The organism is Paenibacillus lignilyticus (genome assembly GCF_017942085.1).
GTDB lineage: Bacteria > Bacillota > Bacilli > Paenibacillales > Paenibacillaceae > Paenibacillus_Z > Paenibacillus_Z lignilyticus.
The window spans coordinates 1-19,024 of the sequence record NZ_JAGKSP010000019.1 but is presented as its reverse complement, the minus strand read 5'-3'; the positions used below and the strand labels follow the sequence as shown (position 1 = coordinate 19,024).

10 protein-coding genes are annotated in these 19,024 nt (G+C 53.9%); 8 read left to right on the top strand and 2 right to left on the bottom strand.

Features of this window, described 5'->3' with window-relative positions:
* The first annotated feature begins 6 nt into the window (after nt 1-6).
* The 7 genes from I8J30_RS27810 (at nt 7) to I8J30_RS27780 (ending at nt 12,175) form a co-directional block, all read left to right on the top strand.
* Nucleotides 7-1,122, top strand: coding sequence for a GerAB/ArcD/ProY family transporter (locus I8J30_RS27810; protein WP_210663756.1), 1,116 nt, complete (start codon nt 7-9; stop codon nt 1,120-1,122).
* 205 nt (nt 1,123-1,327) lie between these two features.
* Nucleotides 1,328-5,044 carry an S-layer homology domain-containing protein gene (locus I8J30_RS27805; protein ID WP_210663754.1) on the top strand — a complete coding sequence of 1,239 codons (3,717 nt, stop codon included), beginning with the start codon at nt 1,328-1,330 and terminating at the stop codon, nt 5,042-5,044.
* Nucleotides 5,045-5,158: 114 nt separating this feature from the next.
* Nucleotides 5,159-6,871: an extracellular solute-binding protein gene (locus I8J30_RS27800; RefSeq protein WP_210663752.1), complete on the top strand. Its 1,713-nt coding sequence runs from the start codon at nt 5,159-5,161 to the stop codon at nt 6,869-6,871.
* A gap of 108 nt (nt 6,872-6,979) precedes the next feature.
* Nucleotides 6,980-7,879, top strand: a complete 900-nt coding sequence (locus I8J30_RS27795; RefSeq protein WP_210663750.1) for an ABC transporter permease — start codon at nt 6,980-6,982, stop codon at nt 7,877-7,879.
* Between the two features lie 19 nt (nt 7,880-7,898).
* Nucleotides 7,899-8,780 carry a carbohydrate ABC transporter permease gene (locus I8J30_RS27790; protein WP_210663748.1) on the top strand — a complete coding sequence of 294 codons (882 nt, stop codon included), beginning with the start codon at nt 7,899-7,901 and terminating at the stop codon, nt 8,778-8,780.
* 32 nt (nt 8,781-8,812) lie between these two features.
* Nucleotides 8,813-9,850 (top strand): hypothetical protein, encoded by a 1,038-nt coding sequence (locus I8J30_RS27785; protein WP_210663746.1) that lies wholly within the window; start codon nt 8,813-8,815, stop codon nt 9,848-9,850.
* A 162-nt stretch (nt 9,851-10,012) separates the two neighbouring features.
* A complete protein-coding gene (locus tag I8J30_RS27780) occupies nt 10,013-12,175 on the top strand; it encodes a galactose-binding domain-containing protein (RefSeq protein WP_210663743.1) in 2,163 nt (720 codons plus the stop codon).
* 45 nt (nt 12,176-12,220) lie between these two features.
* Here the strand turns inward: I8J30_RS27780 and I8J30_RS27775 are convergent, their stop codons facing one another.
* Nucleotides 12,221-13,852, bottom strand: a complete 1,632-nt coding sequence (locus I8J30_RS27775) for a response regulator transcription factor (RefSeq protein WP_210663741.1) — start codon at nt 13,850-13,852, stop codon at nt 12,221-12,223.
* A 4-nt stretch (nt 13,853-13,856) separates the two neighbouring features.
* Nucleotides 13,857-15,581: a sensor histidine kinase gene (locus I8J30_RS27770; protein WP_210663739.1), complete on the bottom strand. Its 1,725-nt coding sequence runs from the start codon at nt 15,579-15,581 to the stop codon at nt 13,857-13,859.
* 261 nt (nt 15,582-15,842) lie between these two features.
* Between I8J30_RS27770 and I8J30_RS27765 the strand changes: the two genes are divergently transcribed.
* Nucleotides 15,843-18,776: a carbohydrate-binding protein gene (locus I8J30_RS27765; protein ID WP_210663737.1), complete on the top strand. Its 2,934-nt coding sequence runs from the start codon at nt 15,843-15,845 to the stop codon at nt 18,774-18,776.
* Nucleotides 18,777-19,024 lie beyond the last annotated feature (248 nt).

The window sequence follows — 19,024 nt, the reverse complement described above, 5'->3', positions numbered from 1 at the left end:
ATACCCATGAAACTTACGCGTTGGCAGTTCTTCTGCATGATGACGGCATTGGAAGTTTGTATGACCATCTGGCTGACCATTGCGCCTGCACTCAAGACGGCGAAGCAGGACGGATGGATTTCAATTCTGCTCGGAGGCTGTATCGGGATCGTCGTAGCGCTAATGATGGCAGCGATCAGCCGGTTATATCCGGGCCACACGCTGGTTCAATTCACGGAGCTCATATTCGGAAAGTGGATCGGTAAATTCGTGACGCTGCTGTACTTCTTGACCTGGTATTCCGTTGCGGCCGTCATCTTGCGGGATGCGGCTGATTTTCTGCAGCTTGTTTTGTTTCGCAGTACCCCGATGTACACGATTATCATCGTGATCTTGCTGCTAATGCTTTATATCAATTATCGAGGCGGAGTAAACGCGCTGGGGCGATTCAGTGAAATCGCCGGCCCTTTATTGCTATTCGTTATTGCGCTATCCATCATTCTCAACCTGAAAAGCATGGAACCCCATCTCATCCGCCCCATCCTGTCCGATACCGGCATGTCTGCCATATTGCAAGGCTCGTTCGTCTATGCCTCGTTCTTGGGAGAGACGTATTTCATCTTTATGCTGATGCCGTTCTTAGCCGCCAAGAAGCAGGCGGGAAGGGATTTAGTGCTCGTCATTGTAACGACGACCATTACCGTTACCCTTGCCACTTTACTCGTCATTATGTTATTCGGCCCTAACTTCCCGTCCAAATTTATGTATCCTTATTTTTTCGCCGTCCGTTATATTTCGCTGCTCAACTTTATCGAAAACATAGATATTTGGGTCATGTTTGTATGGCTGCTTGCGGTGTTTGTCAAGCTGTCGCTCTATATGTTCATCTGTTCCTATGGGACTGCGCAGTGGCTTGGCATCAAGAATTGGAAGAAAATCGTTTGGTGGTTCGCGGGGATCATGTTTCTATCGTCGGTGCTACCGCGAAATATCACGATCATCAATCAGATCTATGCGGAGAAGTTTTGGACGCCATACGTTTTTCCCGTCATGATGATCGGGCTTCCCGTTATCATGCTGATCGTGGGCAGCCTCCGGCAAAACCGGCGAAATGGGGATAGCGCCCGGGAGCAGGCGGGTTAATGGTTCATATCGTTAATAAATTGCGGCTCCTTCCTGATAGAGGTAGGAGCTTCTTTGCGGTTGCTCGAAAAAGTAAAGAATTGTAGATTCAATGTCGGCAACGGATGATATTCGCGAGCCGAGCACTCCCGTAAGATTAAGTTATCGGCGTTCAGGGCCCTGAATGCCGATCACCTTCTGAGGAGAATGGAGTGGTCTAAACGCAATGAAACGGCAATCCGTGCTCAAATGGTTCTCCATGGTCGTAACCTTAGGTTTGATCATAAGCTGCTTCCCGATGCTGCCGGCGGCAGCCGCAGGGGATTCCGCGGCCGCGCTAACGGCATCTTACACGTATCACGGTGACCGCCTGGAAGACGCGAACGATGGCATTGTTTCCTATGACGACGATCCGAAGAGTCGCTGGACTTCCTATGAATCGGTCAACCCGCAGGATTGGGTACAGTTCGAATACGCTGCCGCCACATCGAAAAACACGGCGGGCCTTTATATTTTCGACGACGGCGGAGGAATTAAAGCGCCCAGCTCGTATGATGTTCAATACTGGAACGGCACGGACTGGGCGAGTATCCCGAACCAAACGAAATCACCCGCGGTGCCTACCGGCAACGAGCTGAATCTCGTTACCTTCGATTCGGTTTCTTCTACGAAATTCCGCGTGCTCTTCACGCATTCCGGCTCCAAGAGCGGCGTGACGGAAATCGTCTTCGCGGATTCGAACACCGAGCCGGTGCCCGGTGCGGAAGTATCGCCGCTTGGCAATGCATCGGCATCCTACACGTTCCGTCTCGATCAGGTGAGTCACGTCAACGATGGAATCGTGTCGTACGATGCGACTCCTGCCAATCGCTGGACTTCGTACGAGTCTCCGAACGAAACCGATTGGGTGCAGACGAACTTCGGCGCCTCGAAGCGGAAGGATGCGGTCGGCATTTATCTCTTCTCCGATGGCGGAGGCATCAAGCCGCCTGCTTCGTACGATGTTCAATATTTGAATGAGAGCGACGAATGGGTAAGCGCCGCCAATCAAGTGAAAACGCCGGCAGAACCTGCAGGCAATGCGCTTAATCTGGTGACGTTCACTTCGGTGGAAGCGCAGAAGTTCCGAATCGTCTTTACGCACAGCACGGCTAAGACCGGCGTTACCGAAATTCAGTATGTGGATTCCGTCACGCAGTCGCTGCCGACGGAGCCTTCCATGGGCGAGGCGACGGCTTCTTACTCAAACAACGGCGATGACGCTAGCTTCGTTAATGACGGCATCGTCTCGTTGAACGATTTTCCGCGTAACCGCTGGACTGCCTACGGTTCTCCGAATAGTTCCGATTGGGTGCAGACGGAGTACGAGAGCGCGCTCTCCAAAAATATGGCCGGCGTTTATCTCCACGACGACGGCGGCGGTGTGAAATCCCCGGCGTCGTTCGATGTTCAATATTTGAGCGGCAGTGAATGGGCGAGCGTTCCCGGGCAAGTACGCACACCTGCCGAACCGGCGGCGGGCTTGAATCTCGTTGCGTTTAACACGGTCATCGCGAGCAAGTATCGCGTCGTGTTCACGCACCAGGGAGACGCCAAATCCGGTGCAACCGAAATTTCGTATGTCGACACGAACAAAGAACCGGTACCGACGGCCCCTCCGGTTGTGGAAGTTGAGCCTGCAATCGAAATTATCTCTCCCGCGATCGGTTCGACGGTGTCGGGTAATGTGACCATTACCTTCAAAGCCCCGGAGATGAAGAATGTATGGGCGAGAGTGTGGCATCAACCGGATGAAGCGCATCCGGATCCGAACGGCTATGACGCTTGGCTGCAGCACGCTGCACCGGATGCGGAGGGAAATGGCTCGATCCAGATCGATGCCGATACATTGCCGCACGGTCCGCTCACCGTCATGCTGAATGCTTGGAATTCTCCGGAAGGAGATCCAAACTTCACGAAATCGACGACGAGCTACTTGCAGCTGTACAACGAAGGCGGAGTCGTGTGGAAGCAAGGGCTTCCGGCCGCGCCGCCGCAAACGGCAGGCATGCATGTGCTGTTCGAGGACGATTTCAAAGGTCCGCTGTCGATATCCAAGACGGGCGAAGGCACGCGCTATACGTCGCTGAAGCCGGACTGGCCGAACGGCTCGGAATTCGGCGAGGCCATCTTCGCGGACAAGGCGGATGCGGTTAACCCGTTTGCCATTCTCGGCGACAATCATTTGCGCATTCGGGTAACGAAAGCCCCGGAAGGTTACGCTGACCCGCAAGGGTGGAACCGCAAATATATCGGCGGCTTGCTCTCGTCCGTAGGCTTGGACGGAACCGGCATCGCCGCGACGAACGGCTACTTCGAGGCGAGAATGCAAATGCCTGCGGGTAAGGGAGCATGGCCGGCATTCTGGTTAATGTCCCAGAACAGCACGGGACCGGATCATCTGCCATCGACTGCCGAGCTTGATACGGTAGAAGCATACGGTCACGATCCAAGCGGAGCATGCCAAGCCAAGCACTGGTGGTCGGGCAATCCGGAGACGCATCAGACGAACTGTTCCTCCACGAATTTCGCTTACGGGGATAATGCGTCCACGTGGCACACGTACGGCACGAGAATCACCCCGACAGAAGTGATCTATTACATCGATAACGTTGAGGTATGGAGACATGCTTCTTTCGAGCAAGCCAATACGCCGATGTACTTCATGATCAATCTCGCGCTCGGAGGAGGCTGGCCGATTGATCTGGCGAAATACGGGGATCAGATCGACTTGTACGTCGACTACGTAAGGGTGTTTGAACCGGATGCGGATGTTCCGCCGCCATCGTCCGGCCCAACTGCACCTGCGTCAATCCCGGCAACGAAGGTAGTGGGAGATACGGTCGTCGTTGTACCTGCTGTATCGACGAATGCCCATATCACGACGTTAGCCGTGAGCAAGGACGTATGGAAGCAAGCCCAAGACAGTGCGGCAGGCAGCGGTATTCATAAAATAGTACTCGAAGCGCCTTCATCGCAATCTCAAGAAGGTGTTCCAACCTACGAGCTCAAACTGCCTGCAGACGCTTTATCGGGCGGTTCGCCGCTTTCGATCGCTTTGAAAACGCCGCATGCTTCGGTCGTGCTGCCAAGCGATATGTTAAAGGGGCAGCCGCTCGCTTCAAGCGAGGTCTCCATTCAAATCAGACGCATAGATGCCGATACATTGCGTGCAGAGACGAAGCAACAAATCGGCAACCATCCCGTTATCGAGCTGACCGTCCTGGATGGGAATAAAGTGATTTCGTGGAACAATCCGCAGGCGCCGGTCCGAGTCAGTATTCCATATGTGCCGACGGCGGAGGAATTGCGAAATCCCGAGCATATCGTCGTGTGGTACGTGGACGGAGCGGGTAACATTCATGCTGTGCCGAACGGACGTTACGATGCCGAAGCGGAAGCGGTCATCTTCACGACAACCCATTTCAGCACGTATTCCGCTGCTTACGTCCACAAGACGTTCGAGGATGTCGGTGCATCGCCTGCGAAGCAAGCCATCGAGGTGTTGGCTTCCAAAGGCATTATTAACGGTACATCGGATAACCGCTTCAGTCCGGACCAAACGATTTCCCGCGCCGACTTCGTCGTGCTGCTGGCACGGATTCTCGAATGGAACGGCCAACAGGCCGGCGATAGTTTCTCCGATGTATCAGCCAATGCTTATTACTCGGATGCCCTGCGCACCGCCAGAGCATTAGGCATCGTTCTGGGCAGCGGAAATAACAAATTCAATCCGGCCGCCTCCATCACGAAAGTCGAAATGACGACGATCGCGAAGCGGGCATGGGCAGCTTCCAAGCTCGATGCCGCAGCGCTAGGCGACTTGTTCGACGAGCTTGGCAATACGCCGACTCGGGCAGAGACAGCGGAGCTTCTCTACAACCTATACGGCGCAAGAAGTTGAAATCGGTCGATCCGATGTCAACAACGGACGATAGGCTGGGAAGTAAAGCTGCTTTATCATTAAGCACATAAGGAACGATTCCTTACGACACACATATAATCGGGGAGGCACAGTATGAACAAGAAGCTGCGCAACAGAAGCTTGACCGCATCCGTTGCTCTTTTGCTGGCGGTTACGACCGCATGCGGCAATAATAGCGACAATACCAACGGCGGGACGAACGCCAAGACCAACACGGCAACAGCATCCGAAACGACAAACACGAACGAACCGGCGCAGGCCGAGACGGAAGCTCCGGCAATCGATCCGAACGCTAAATACGATCCGCCGATCGAAGTAACGGCCGTTCGCTACACCGACCCTACTTACAAATTCAAAGACGGCGACACCATCGAGAACAACGTATGGACCAGAGCGTACGAGAGCGACCTCGGCATCAAGATCAAGTACAAATGGATCGTCAACGGCGACCAGTACGGACAGAAGATGAACCTGACCATCACATCGAATGATTTGCCGGACATCTTCCAAGTCGACTCCGTGCAGTTCCGCCAATTGGCAGAAGGCGGCCAGCTCGAGGATTTGACGCAGTACGTCGCGGACTACGGTTCCGAATTGACGAAAACGATGATCGACCGCGGTACGAATGCCAAATCAGCCGCCATGTACGACGGTAAACTGATGGGTATCCCGCCTGCGGAAGATTACCTGGGCGGCGCTCCGCTGTTGTACGTAAGAACGGATTGGCTCAAGAAGCTGAACCTGCCTGAACCGAAAACGATGGACGACTTCATCGCTATCGCGGAAGCGTTCACGACGAAGGACCCGGACGGCAACGGCAAGAACGACACTTACGGCCTCGCTGCTTCGAAGGACTTGTTCGGCGGATACCCGGACTTCTCCGGTTTCATGAACGGGTTCCACGCTTACGCGAACATCTGGATCAAAGACAGCTCCGGCAAGCTCGTCAACGGCAGCACGCAGCCGGAAATGAAAAACGCCCTCGCGAAGCTGCAAGAGCTGTATAAAGCAGGCGTGATCGACAAAGAATTCGGCGTCAAAGACGGCGGTAAAGCAGCCGAGCTGCAAACGGCCGGCAAAGTAGGCATGAGCTTCGGAGCGATGTGGAATCCGCTGTGGCCGCTTCAAGACGGCGTGAATAAAGATCCAAACGCCGAGTGGGGCGTGTTCCCGATTCCTTCCGTGGACGGAACGCCTGCCATGGCGCAATCGAAAGCGGATTTCAACGCTTTCTGGGTCGTCAAGAAAGGCGCCGAGCATCCGGAAGCGATCGTGAAGCTGTTCAACCTCTACAATGAGAAGATCGTTGGAGAAACGGCTGAGCCTGCCAAGTTCCACAGCGCGGATGGGATCGAATTCTTCAAATACGCGCTGCTGCAAGGCGGCTTCGGAACACCGCAAGGCCTGCTGTCCGTGCATAAGAACGTCGTTACGGCACTTCAAGCCAATGATGCAGCCAAACTGACGCCGGAAGAGAAAAGCTATTACGACAAAATCGTGCTGTTCAACGGCGGCGACAAAACAAACTGGGGCACGAACAAAGTATTCGGAGCCGGCGGTTCATGGGATGTCATCGGAGCAAACTACGTCGACCAAAGCTTGCTGATGAAGAGTGAGTTCTTCGGCGCTCCAACGCCGGGCATGACGGACAAACAAGCGATTTTGGATAAATTGGTGCTGGAGAAGTTTACGAAGATCATCCTAGGCGCGCCGATCTCGGACTTCGACCAATTCGTATCCGACTGGAACAAACTCGGCGGCGAACAAATTACGCAGGAAGTTAACGATTGGTACGCCAAAAAATGATAAACACCATGAATCATTAGTCATCTTAAGCCATACACGTAATCGGGAGGTCGGGACTTGCTTCCGGCCTCCCTTCCTTATCTTGTGCCGGGAAGGCGGTGTCCGTAGATGTTGAAACCGAAAATGCGCCGACAGCTGCCTTTGCATCTGATGGTGGCCCCCTCGTTCCTGCTGGTGCTGGTGTTTAGTTACGGCCCGATCGCAGGACTCGTAATAGCGTTCCAGAAATTTTCCGTCGTAAAGAGCTTTGCCCATTCTCCGTTTGTGGGCTGGGATAATTTCGACTATATGTTCAAGCTGCCGGACATCTGGCAGGTCATTCGCAATACGGTCTTCATCGCCGTGATGAAAATCGCGGCAGGGTTAGTCGTGCCGATCGTTGTATCGCTTCTGCTCAACGAAGTGCGTAAGCACGTGTTTAAACGTTCGATTCAAACGCTTATCTATCTCCCTCACTTTCTTTCGTGGATTATTCTGGGCGGCGTGCTCATCGATATTCTGTCGCCGACTTCAGGCATTGTGAACCAGTTCCTCGGCGTGTTCGGCATCGAGCCGATCTTTTTCCTTGGCCATGTGCAGTGGTTTCCGGCTGTCGTCGTCATCTCGGACGTGTGGAAGGAGTTTGGTTTCAGCACGATCGTCTACTTGGCCGCGCTTGCGGGCATCAATCCGGCGCTTTATGAGGCTGCCGTTATCGATGGGGCGAACCGTTGGAAGCAGATGCTGAATATTACATTACCCGGCATGGCGCCGGTTATCGTACTTCTTGCGACTTTGAGCTTGGGCAACGTGCTGAATGCCGGGTTCGATCAAATCTTCAACTTGTACAGTCCGATCGTTTACGAAAGCGGAGACATCATCGACACGCTCGTGTACAGGCTCGGTCTTGAGCAAGCCCAGTACAGCCTGGCAACGGCCGTAGGGTTGATAAAATCAGGCGTATCGATCGTTTTGATATCCGTTTCCTATTATCTCGCTTATCGCTTGGCCAACTACCGAATCTTCTAAATAAGGAGCGGAACCCATAATGAAGACGACTTCCGTATCCGGAAAAGTATTTAACGTCTTTAACGCACTCTTTCTCATCCTGCTTGCCTTTCTCTGCTTGTTCCCGCTCGTTAACGTGCTTGCGGTATCGCTCAGTTCGAGCACCGCGGCGAGCTCCGGAGAGGTGTCGCTGTGGCCGGTTGATTTCACCTGGCAATCGTATCGTTTCGTTCTGCAAAAGCCCGAGTTCGTAAAGGCCCTCGGCGTCAGCGTGGAGCGGGTGCTGCTCGGGACCGCGCTGAACATGCTGCTGACCATTACGCTCGCATACCCGCTGTCGAAGGAATCATTCGCATTTAGGGGCAGATTGTTTTACGTCTGGTTCTTCGTCTTGACGATGCTCGTCGGGGGCGGAATTGTTCCTTGGTACCTCGTAATTCAGAAGCTTCATTTGCTCGGCACGATGGGCGCGCTCATTCTGCCCGGAGCGGTGAACGTGTTCAACGCCGTATTGCTCCTAAATTTCTACCGCGGTTTGCCCAAAGAGCTGGAGGAAGCGGCTTTCGTCGACGGAGCAGGACATTGGAAAATATTATGGAAGGTATATGTACCGCTGTCGATGCCGGCTATCGCCACACTGATCTTGTTCTCCATGGTCGGGCATTGGAACTCTTGGTTTGACGGTCTCATCTTGATGAACTCGCCGGACAAATATCCCTTGCAAAGCTATCTGCAAACCGTCGTCATTAACCGCGATCTCAGTCTCGTCTCGATGGCGGACGCAGAGGCGCTGGCGGATATTTCGGACCGCACGTTGAAAGGCGCGCAGATTTTCCTGGCCGCCTTGCCGATCATTTGCGTGTATCCGTTCCTGCAGCGATTCTTCATTAAAGGCGTTATCGTGGGCAGCGTGAAAGAGTAGCTGAGTAGAAGAAGAGAGGAGCCCCGAAGCGAATGGCAGGTTTCGTACAAGGTGAATTTGATCATCTGCGCGCGCCGTACAAGCGGGAAGCGCCGGTGCTTCAAGGTTCAGGTAAGGCCGGCAGCTATAATGCGATGTCGGTGGATTGTCCGTTTGTTTTCTTCCATAACGACAGGTTTTATATGATGCATATCGGCTTTGATGGTTTAGGGTATCGGACGGCGCTGGCTACGAGCGACAACTTAGTCGAGTGGGGGCGCGAAGGCGTGATTTTGGACCGCGGGGAAGACTCCTCACGCTGGGATTATGTAGGCGCCGCCTATTCCTGGGTGCTGCTGGAGAACAACGATTTATACGAACTTCCCCGCTTGAAGAAAGTCGACGGAAAGTACTGGATGATCTATCATGCGTATCCCGAGTTCGGTTACGAAGCCGGGGGAGCGAAGATGGGGCTTGCTTGGTGCGAGAGCGAGAGCTTGCTGGACTGGCATCGTCTCGATGAACCGATTCTCTCCTATGAGAACGGCGGGGATTGGGAGCGAGGCGGCTTGTACAAGTGCTGCTTCGTCGAATACGAGGGACGGTATTGGATGTACTACAATGCCAAGGATAAACCGAATTGGCCATGGACCGAGGAGACGGGGCTGGCGGTGTCGGACGATCTGCTGCACTGGACGAGGCTCCCCGGCGGTGAGCCGGTTATGGGCGTGAAGCCCGGGACGTTCTACAGCCAATACGTGAGCGATCCCCATATCCGGTTCGATAGCAGGACGGGCAATTGGGTAAACTTTGGCTTCGGGTTTGACGGCGAGCATGCGCAGGGGCTGCTGGCGACGTCGAAGGATTTAACGAATTGGAAAATCGCAGATGAACCGTGGATCCCGCATGGAGAGCCGGGCGAGGCGGACGAGACGCATGCGCATAAGTCCGCGGTCATCTATTGGAAGGATCGATTCTATCATTTCTACTGTGCATGCAGGCCCGCTAAGCCCGGGGACGCCTCCACTGTAGCGGAGGGTGAAGGCGAATTCCGCTGCATCATGCTGCGGACGAGTTTGCCCTTAGATTAAAATAAAGCGCAGTCCGCTAAGGACTGCGCTTTATTTGACCTTGACCGGCTCCAAAGAAGTAGAAATCGGTAGAGCGAAAGTAGCGAACGGCTGATGGCAGCGAAGCGCGGCTTCGCTATAATACATTTGCAGCCCAAATTAGCGAAAAGGTAGTGATGATTAATGACAAAGAAGAGATTAAGGCCCAGGAGAGCGTTCTTATCGTTTCTAATTGTAAGCGTTCTCTTGTCCACGCTGTTCTCCGGCATGCAGGTCTTTGCGTATGACACCGGGGCCACGGTCACGGCGTCTTACACGTTCTTCATGGACGCGACGAGCGAGGTGAATGACGGCATTGTGTCTTACGACGATACGCCGAGTAACCGTTGGACGTCGTACGAATCGCCGAACGCGACGGACTGGGTACAGACGGATTTCGGCTCGGCGGTAACGAGAAGCAGCGCTGAAGTCTATCTGTACGATGACGGAGGCGGCGTGAAGGCACCGAGCTCCTACAAGGTGCAATACTTGAACGGCAGCACATGGACGGATGCCGCCGGCCAAGTGAAATCCCCGGCTTCTCCTACAGGGAACCAAGTCAACACGGTAGCCTTCACGTCCGTGTCGGCAAGCAAATTCAGAATCGTCTTCACGCATCAATCCGGCTCCAAATCGGGAGTGACCGAAATCGCTTATGGCACGGGTTCTTCCACACCGCCTACCGATCCTCCGACTACGCCGCCATCGTCGCCGCTGGCCGGAACATCCACAGCCTCGTACACGTTCCACATGGATGAAGTGGACGATGTCGATGACGGAACGATCTCGTACGTGAACTCGCCGCATAATCGCTGGACCAGCTACCAATCGCCGAATGCAACCGATTGGGTGCAGAAAGATTTAAGCGCAAGTAGCACCGTATCGCAAGCTGAAATTTATATTTACGATGACGGAGGCGGCGTTAAAGCCCCGGCTTCCTATAACGTGCAATACTGGAACGGTACGGCCTGGACGAACGCGGCAAGCCAATCCAAGTCGCCGGCCGCACCGACGGGCGGTCAGGTCAATACGGTCACATTTACGGCCGTTACGACCTCCAAGATGAGAATCGTCTTTACGCCGCAATCCGGTTCGGCTTCCGGCGCGACGGAAATTAAGTATTACGGCACCGGAGGCGGAACAACGCCGCCAACGGAACCGCCAACAGGGGAATATCCGAATTACCAAGTAAGCGTGGTTTCGCCATCTTACGGTGCTTCGATTAACGGGACCATTACGATCAAGTTCTACGCGCCGGGCATGCAGAACGTATGGGCAAGGTCTTGGCATCAGCCGGACACCGCGCATCCGAACGCGAACGGCTATGATAGCTGGTTCCAGCGGGTAACGCCTGCTGCAAACGGATATGGCGAAGTGACCTTCCCGGCCGCGGACTTCCCGCACGGTCCGATCACGGTCATTCTGAGCGCATGGGATTCGCCGGAAGGCAATCCGAACTATGCGCATTCGGATAACTGCTATGTGCAGCTGTATAACGAAGGCGGAGTCACTTGGAAGCAAGGCATTCCTTCCGCGCCTTCGCAAGCGTCCGGCATGAGCGTGCTCTTCCAAGATGATTTCACAGGCCCTCTGTCGGCATCCCGCACGGGCGCCGGAGCTACCTATGCAACATCGAAACCGGATGCGCCGAACGGCACGGAATTCGGCGAAGCGATATTCGCCGATTACGGAAGCGCGAATGATCCGTTTGCGATCCTCGGAAGCAACTACTTGCGCATCCGCGCCAAGAAAGCGCCGTCCGGAACGGTTGATCCGATGGGCTGGAACCGCACCTACACCGGCGGCTTGCTGTCTTCCGTTCGTACCAACGGAACCGGCGTAGCGGCAACCTACGGCTACTTTGAGGCTCGCATTCTGATGCCTGCAGGCAAAGGAACCTGGCCGGCATTCTGGCTCATGTCGCAGAACAGCATCTCGCAAGGCGTGCCGTCGACGGCGGAGATCGATACGGTCGAAGCGTACGGGCAGGATCCGAACGGCGCTTGCCAGGCGAAGCACTGGTGGGCGGGTAACCCGGAAATGCACGACACGCATTGTTCTTCCTCTAACTTTGCGTTCGGCGACAACGCGTCGACCTGGCATATTTACGGCACCAAAATAACGCCGACCGACACCATCTACTACATCGATAACGTAGAGGTATGGCGCCATACGACGTTCGACCAAGCCAAAACGCCGATGTACTTCATGATCAACCTGGCGCTTGGCGGCGGTTGGCCGATCGATCTCGCCAGATATAACAATCAGGTCGACATGTTCGTCGATTATGTCCGCGTGTTCCAATAAACCCATAAGAAAGCCGCCGGTGAACTGTCAACCGGCGGCTTTTCTTTATGAAACGGATGCGCGCTCCCGATATTCGTGGGGCGTGGCGTTCATTTCTCTCTTAAAGAACCTTCCGAAGGACGTCGCGGAATCAAACCCGACCTTGAGCGCGATATCCTGTATTTTCAGATTCGAGAACTGGAGCAGATCACAGGATTTCGTCAGACGAAGCTCGGCGATATATTCGGAGATCCCTTGGCCGGTCTGCTGCTTGAATAATCGCGACAAGTAGGTCGGATTCAAGTAGACGGTTTCAGCCAGCCGGACGAGCGACAGGTCTTCATTCAAGTGGCTGTCGATAAAGGATTTGAGCTTGGCGATCAGCAGGTGGGCACCAGCCTCGCTCTCTTGATTGCGAATGTCGAGCAGCCGGCGGATGATGTCCCGCATATAATCGAGCGCCTCCTCCCACGAGGAGTGGGCATCCAGGGAGACGAGCTTGGTCAGCCAATCGGACGGAAACGCTTCCGTCCGGTGCTGATGATTAATGGCGGATAACAGCATGTAGGCAATGCCGTTGTACATTTCGTACAGAAAAGGATGATTGCCCGTCAGCTTGCGAGAGTGAGAGGCTAGCTCATCGAAATCGGCGAGCAGCCGATTCTCCAGCGCCATCTCGGAGGATAAGAGCTGCTTTAAGCGGCTTTGGGCTTTGATGATCGTCTCGTTGGTTTGCGGGCTTCCCGAAGCAAAATTTCGATTGACGTCATCCGTGAGCAGCATTTCGGTCCGCTGGCCGAAGCCGTAGAACAACATTTGCTTAAGCTCGGCGTATTTCAAGTGAATGTCAGCCCAATGGACGGTCTCCGAGCTGGCGACGAACGAGACCGGAAGCTTCAAATATTGTTTGCAGGCGGCTTGGATCGTTTCCAGCTGACCATGCACGAACCGGATCCATCGCGGGCTGACCGTCTCCCACTGACTGTTCCTCACAGGCTGGACAAAGGTAACCATCGCGGACGGATCAAGCATGACGCTGAAAGCCCGGCAGCCTGCCCAGAACTCGCCGGCAATATTTTGCAGCGCGTAATACATAAGGGTTTTATCCGAATCGGAATGCGAAGGTGCAAAGCGGTCGACGCGCGAGATCAGAAGAAGCGGAGGGACGGATGTGTCCATCGCCATCTTCAGCTCATCCATCCGCTCCTGCTTGGCAGGCGCAAGCCCATGGATCAGCTGGCTAACATAATCTCTCTGCAAAGGGGTAAGCGACTGCTGCAGCTTATGTTTCGCTTGGTCCATCAATTGGTTCATGGAGCTTGCGCGAGACAGCTCATCGATCGCCTTCTGGATGGCAGCTATGATCGCTTCATCGCCGTCCATCTTCAGCACGTAATCGACGCCGCCGTTTCGGAAAGCGGTCTGGATATAAGAAAAGTCGTCGTAACCGGACAGGAAAACCACTTTGCAGTCCGGCCATTGCTCGACTATCTTGGCTTGCAGCTCGAGGCCGTTCATCCCCGGCATGCGGATATCGAGCAAAGCGATATCGATCTTCATGATGCCGAGCAGCCGCAGCGCCTCTTCCGCCGAATGCACGCCATAGATATCGAGCTCGAAGGGTGCCTCTTCCGCCAAAAGCTGCTGAAGTCCTCTTACGATAATCGGTTCATTATCCACGATCAACAGTCGGTACATCGCTTTATGCCTCCTTTAATGGAATAATGATGGTCATCCGCAAGCCTCCGAGCGCACCCCGATCCGCGAGCAGTTCGGCATGCTCGCCGAAGTTCAGCCGAATGCGCAGCTGAACGTTGCGCAAGCCTTCGCTGTCAGATTTGTAGTCCGCATCGGCCAACAGAGCGACGATATGCGCCAGCTCTTCCTCCTCCAGTGCCCCGTTATCTTCCACCGCGATTTGGGCATGATCCCCGCAGTCCTTGAAGGTGACCATGACGAGCCCCTCTTCCACTTGGTCCTCCAGTCCATGCTGGTAGGCGTTCTCGACAAGCGGCTGAAGCAGCAGCTTGGGCACGGCCAGCGAGCCGACGCGTTCCGGAACCGCGCCGAATTCGACGCGGACATGATCGTCGAACCGAATGCCTTGAATGGCAGCATAGGATCGGCAGAACTTGATTTCCTGATCGAGCGGCACGAAGTCGGCGTTCTTGGTGACGTATTTGAAGTATTCGCCCAGATGCTTGGAGAAGGCGACGACTTTGTCATTCTCTTGCAGTTTGGCCAGCCGGTGCAGGTTGAAGAAGCTGTTGTACAAGAAGTGCGGGTTAATCTGCGATTGCAGCTGCTTGAGCTCGGCAACCTTAATCTGGTATTGATGAACGTAGGCTTCGTTAATGAGATCCTGCAGTCTGGACACGGTGCGGTTGTATTGCAAATACAAGTAATTGAATTCGTCTCTGGAGCGATAGTTCAATTGAGCCGAGAGGTCGCCTTTCTCCAGTCCTTTGAAGGCGGCGACAAGTCGCTTCAGCGGCGTATGGATGACCTGGTAGAGCCGATAGGAAAACAGCAGAATGAGAATCGGAGCGGCAATCGAGATGGCCCATAACCAAATCGCGTATTGTTTAAGCGGACCGATGAAGCTGCTTTCTTCCACGAATATCGCGAGCGTCAGCCCTAATTTCGATGATTTCTCAAAAAAACCGTAGTACGTGGAGTCCCCGTCCTCGATGATTTCGTACCCGCTCTTCTGTCCGGCTTGCAGCTGATTGCGGATAAGAGATTGCAGCTTGGCGCGATCGGAAGGCACATTGCCGCTCGTCTCGCTCCAGGATAAATCCCGGTCCATGAGCATGGCGCCGCCATTGCCGTCGATGAGGAAGCCGGACAGCGAATCCTTGATCGCAGCGCTCGATATTTCGAGCGCAATCGTGAACCCGCGGCCGACCGCCAGATTGTTCGGGTAGGGCAGACTCATCCACAGCCGATTCCGATAGAGCAGGAAGGGCGATTCGAACGTATCGGCGATTTGGTTTAAAGCGGCTGCTTCCTCGTGGTTCAATTCGTTGAAGGATAAAGCGGATATTTTACGGTCGAGCACGGGGAAATTGACGAAGGCGTCTTCCACGTAAGGGCTCATATTTTTTAGGATCTGCAGCTTCTTCTGGACATTCCTGACCGCATTCGTATACTGCTCGCTGGTCATGATGATCGAAGAATAGGCGAGATTAAAGATGTCATCGTCGAGCGTATATTGCTGCTCCAGCGTAACCAGAGGTCCGAAATCATCCTCCAGCGCGTTGATATAATAATTGACCTTGGCTTGCATCGAGCCGGTGATCTCGTTGCGGACGAGGCGCTCGCTGCGAATATTCATGAGAAGGCTGATCGTAACGAGAGGGACGATAATGACCAGAAAGGTCAGAACGAGCTTGGGATACAGGGTGAGCCGGCGCAGAAAGCTCATTCGGAACCTTCTCCTTTGCGGATTTTCTCTTAAGTATAGCGTGTAAACGCTATCTTACAACGAACATTCCGAAAGAAGTTGAGGATGGTAGATCGAAAGTAGAGAACGGATGATGACTTGCGTTCGTCGGCTCCGAATAATTATTGGCCTCGCGATTCCTTTGTTTTGCCGTATGTTTCGTAAGATATTGGGATTGTACGGCAATACGCGCTGCATTAAATTGAGAGATGTATTCAAATAAAAGGTTGGAAGGAGTTCATTATGAAAACGCTCACATCTTGTTTGGCACTCTTCATCTTTATTTGTAGTTTTTCATTCGGCACGTCTTCGCTCTCCAGTGCGGACGCCACGGCAAGCGACGCGAACGAAGTCATTTACAGCTACGAAGCGGAAGCGGCGGGGAACACGATGACGGGAAACGCTTCGATCGCCGACTGCAGCGGCTGCTCAGGCAGCAAGAAGGTGGGGGGCTTGTACCAAGGAAGCAGCATGCGTTTTACCGATATTGAGGTGCCGGAAGCCGGCTCGTATAACGTTGTTTTCTCCTACATCTCCGGAGATCCGAGAAGTGCGGACATCAGCGCGAACGGCGGCACTTCCCGCCATATTGACTTCGACAAGACGGCAGACTGGAATACGTTAGCTGCGTTAACGATCCCGATGACCCTTGTCCAAGGCAGCAACTATATCGACATTTCCGATGGTAACGGGTACTCGCCTGATTTTGATAAAATCGACGTTTATCCGATTGCACAAGGTTATGAGGCGGAGGCTTCGGGGAACACCCTGACAGGCAATGCTGCCGTGTCTAATTGCGGCGCTTGCTCCGGCGGACAGAAGGTAGGGAATCTCTATCAAGGCGCTTCCCTGCAATTTAATGCGATTAACGTTCCATCCACAGGCAGCTATAACCTGACGGTGTATTATATTTCCGGAGATCCGCGTGCTGCCGATGTGAGCACGAACGGCGGTCCGGCGCAGAACATTCTCTTCCAGAGCACGAAGGATTGGAGCACCGTAGGCTCACAGACCATCAGCGTCAACTTGGTGGCCGGAAGCAACACCATTCTGTTCTCGGATGGAGGCGGGTATTCACCGGATATGGACAAAATCGTCGTAACCCCGATAGATGCGGATCAAGTAAAGCCTTGCGAGCAGGTCATTACGGAAGCGCCGGCGCTCGGAGAGCAGGTGGCCAAGAAGAAGTTCGGGTCGATCAAGATTTCCGAATATGCAGATGCAGTGGTGATCCAAAATGGCGACTATGCCGTTACTTACCGCACGGACAACGGCATGGCGGACTATGCCTGGAAGGATAAGACGATTGCCAAAGGCGTATACAGCAAGTTCGAAGATGAGGCGAGCAGCTGCTATGACAGCCACAGCTTCTCCATGGCGGACGTCACTCCCCTGAAGGATGGCTTCGGCAAAGGCATTAAGGTGAAGTTCGTCAACAGCCAAGCCGGAAGTCCGACGTTGAACCAGTGGTACAGCTTCTATGAGGATAAGCCTTATTTCTTCACCCGAACAGAGGCGGTTTCGGCTGCCGAATTGCAATCGAATTATATGGCTCCGCTTGTAACGAATACAACCGGCGGCATCGACATCGGCAGCTACACGGACGGGCGGGTATTATCCGTTCCTTATGACAACGATATGTGGATTCGTCACCAAGCCGTGCCGATCAATTCGGCAGATACCAGTTACGAGGTGTCCGCGATCTACGATAATGCCAGCCGCAACGGACTTATCGTGGGTTCGGTGACGCACGATACTTGGAAAACGGGAATTCGCTTCACCGGCGAAAATAATCGTTTGAATCAATTGGAAGTATTCGGCGGCGCTTCGACCGCGAAAACGCATGATTCGGTGGCTCATGGCAGCATCAAAGGAACCGTACTGACATCGCCTATGGCATTCGTCGGCTTCTATGGCGATTATCGGAAAGGCATGGAAGAGTACGGGAAGGCAAACGCAGTAATTGCTCCGCCGCTCGCTTTCGGCAAAAAGGTTCCTGAAGGCGTGCCTGTCGGCTGGAACAGCTGGGGTGCTTTCGGCAGCAATTTGACCTATCAGGATGTGCTGGACACGTCCGATTATGTGAAGCAGCATCTGCAGAAGGAAGGCTTCAATAATAAGAAGGTCACCTATATCAATTTGGATTCGTACTGGGACAATCTAACGGAAGCGCAATTAGCGGACGTTGTTGCCAAGATCCGCGAGAACGGACAGAAGGCCGGCATCTATTGGGGACCGTTCGTTTACTGGGGCGACAATATGGAGCAGCAGGTCGAGGGATCGAGCTATAAATACGGAGATATCATCCTGCGCGACGAGTCGGGCAACCCGCTGCCTAAATTGGACGGCGCTTATGCGGTAGATCCGTCTCACCCGGGGGCTAAGGATCGGATTACTTATTTCCTTAACCGGTTTAAGAATCTCGGTTTTGAATATATCAAGCTGGATTTCCTCACCCACGGTGCCTTGGAAGGCAAGCATTATGACCCAGCGGTCCAAACCGGAACGCAAGCGTATAACCAAGGAATGGCTTACGTCGACAGTCTCATCGCGGATAAAATGTTTATCAGTGCCTCTATCGCGCCGCTGTTCCCAAGCCAATACGCGCACAGCAGACGCATCGCTACCGATACGTTCGGCAGCATCTCCGACACGGAATTCCAGCTGAACGCCTTGACGTATGGCTGGTGGCAGAACGGAACGATCTACCATTACACGGATCCCGATCATATGGCGTTGTCCAGAGCGGGTTCCTTGACCGAGGCAAGAAGCAGAGTCAACTCCGCCGTTATTTCGGGAACGGTGTTTATGGATTCGGATAACGTTCGCGATGCGAAAGCGCAGGAATACATGACGGCGCTGCTAACCAATAAGGCGGTGTTGGAAGTCGCTCAGATCGGAAAAGCATTCCGTCCGATCGAAGGGAATACCGGTGCTAAGGCTGCGGAAGCATTCGTACTGAAGGATAAAGGCGATTACTACCTTGCGCTCTTTAATTATGGAAGCACGCCTGTCGACAAAACCGTAGATTTAGCAAGGGCGGGTCTGGATGGCAGTGCGGCTTATAAGCTGAAGGATCTCTGGACGGGGGCTGTTTCCGGGGATGTACAAGGCTCCTTGCAAGTAACGCTTGAGCCAATGGAATCGAAGCTGTTCCGCTTGACGCCTAAGAACTAGTGCATAACACGAGGAAAACCGGAGGCCCGTGCCTCCGGTTTTTTTGAAGCTGAGAGTCGGGTTTCGCGACTCTCAGCATCTTTTTGCGGCGTTTTCGCCGCTGAGAGTCGCATTTTGCGACTCTCGGCCATCGGCGTGAGCGGGGTCTTGGGTTTCTTGAAGCTGAGAGTCGGGTTTCGCGACTCTCAGCATCTTTTTGCGGCGTTTTCGCCGCTGAGAGTCGCATTTTGCGACTCTCGGCCATCGGC

Bases quoted from the DNA above. Each gene is read 5' to 3' on its own strand.
- I8J30_RS27810 (WP_210663756.1), top strand. From the start codon at position 7: ATGAAACTTACGCGTTGGCAGTTCTTCTGCATGATGACGGCATTGGAA.
- I8J30_RS27805 (WP_210663754.1), top strand. From the start codon at position 1,328: ATGAAACGGCAATCCGTGCTCAAATGGTTCTCCATGGTCGTAACCTTA.
- I8J30_RS27785 (WP_210663746.1), top strand. From the start codon at position 8,813: ATGGCAGGTTTCGTACAAGGTGAATTTGATCATCTGCGCGCGCCGTAC.
- I8J30_RS27765 (WP_210663737.1), top strand. From the start codon at position 15,843: ATGAAAACGCTCACATCTTGTTTGGCACTCTTCATCTTTATTTGTAGT.
- I8J30_RS27800 (WP_210663752.1), top strand. From the start codon at position 5,159: ATGAACAAGAAGCTGCGCAACAGAAGCTTGACCGCATCCGTTGCTCTT.
- I8J30_RS27775 (WP_210663741.1), bottom strand. From the start codon at position 13,852: ATGTACCGACTGTTGATCGTGGATAATGAACCGATTATCGTAAGAGGA.
- I8J30_RS27770 (WP_210663739.1), bottom strand. From the start codon at position 15,581: ATGAGCTTTCTGCGCCGGCTCACCCTGTATCCCAAGCTCGTTCTGACC.
- I8J30_RS27790 (WP_210663748.1), top strand. From the start codon at position 7,899: ATGAAGACGACTTCCGTATCCGGAAAAGTATTTAACGTCTTTAACGCA.
- I8J30_RS27780 (WP_210663743.1), top strand. From the start codon at position 10,013: ATGACAAAGAAGAGATTAAGGCCCAGGAGAGCGTTCTTATCGTTTCTA.
- I8J30_RS27795 (WP_210663750.1), top strand. From the start codon at position 6,980: ATGTTGAAACCGAAAATGCGCCGACAGCTGCCTTTGCATCTGATGGTG.